General features: G+C 77.4%; 1 protein-coding gene. It reads left to right on the top strand.

Annotation, left to right across the window (positions count from 1 at the left end):
- Window positions 1-156: 156 nt before the first annotated feature.
- Window positions 157-1,045: DUF4350 domain-containing protein (locus ICW40_RS20055; protein ID WP_221655742.1), on the top strand; the 889-nt coding region annotated here is incomplete at its 3' end.

Genomic DNA, 1,045 nt, shown 5'->3' with positions numbered 1-1,045 from the left:
GCGCCGGCCACCGGGACGCCGGGCGGCGCAGCGTTCGCCGGGACCAGCACCGCGGTGACCACCGCGGGACCCGCGGTCATGGGCGACGGGTCGACGGCCGGCTCGCGCGCGCGCTCGCGCTGGCGCTCGGCACGCGGACCCCTGATCGCCGCCGCCATGCTCGTCGTCGCGGGGCTCGTCGCGACCTTCATCCGGCCCGAGACGTCGATCACCCCGCTCGCGCCCGACAACCCCGGCGTGACGGGTGCCCGCGCCGTCGCCGAGGTGCTCGGCGAGCAGGGCATCGACGTCACGTACGTCCGCACGTCTGGGCAGGCCGTCGCGGCCGCCGACGCCGGCAGCACGCTCCTCGTCACGAGCACCTACCTGCTCCTCACCGAGCAGGTCGCGGACCTCGCCGCGACCGACGCCGACCTCGTCGTGCTGGGGCCGGAGGGCTACCACGTCGACGTCCTCACCGACGGCGCGGTCACCGACTCGTGGGACCCCGCGGACGGCGAGCGTGCCGCGGCGTGCGACGACCCGGACGCTCAGGCCGCGGGCGTCCTCGACACCCAGGGCTACGGCTTCACGGCGGCCGAGCCGGGCGTGACGATCTGCTTCCCGAACCCCGGTGGCACCGCTGACGCGGGCGGGGCGTACGCGTCGCTCGAGGAGGACGGCCGCCGCGTCGTGCTCCTGGCGGACCCGGGCGTGATCTCCAACGGCAACGTCCTCGAGGCGGGCAACGCGGCGCTCGCGCTCCGCGTCCTGGGCCACCACGAGGACCTCGTCTGGTACGTCCCCAGCCTCAACGACACCGGCGGCGAGGCGGACGCGCCGACCGGCAGCCTCCTGCCCGGCTGGACCGGCCCGCTCGCGCTCCTCGGCGGGATCCTCGTCGTCGTCCTCGCGCTGTGGCGCGGACGCAGGCTCGGTGCCGTCGTCACGGAACCCCTCCCGGTCACGGTCCGGGCCGCCGAGACCACGCTCGGGCGCGGCCGCCTCTACCGCCGCGGCCGCTCGCGCGGGCACGCCGCCGCGGCCCTGCGGGCCGGGGTCGCCC

The sequence above is a fragment of the Actinotalea ferrariae genome, from assembly GCF_019733465.1.
Taxonomy (GTDB): Bacteria; Actinomycetota; Actinomycetes; order Actinomycetales; family Cellulomonadaceae; genus Actinotalea; species Actinotalea ferrariae_A.
Note: the sequence above shows the minus strand (reverse complement) of the source record. Positions and strands in the feature narration are given on the sequence as shown.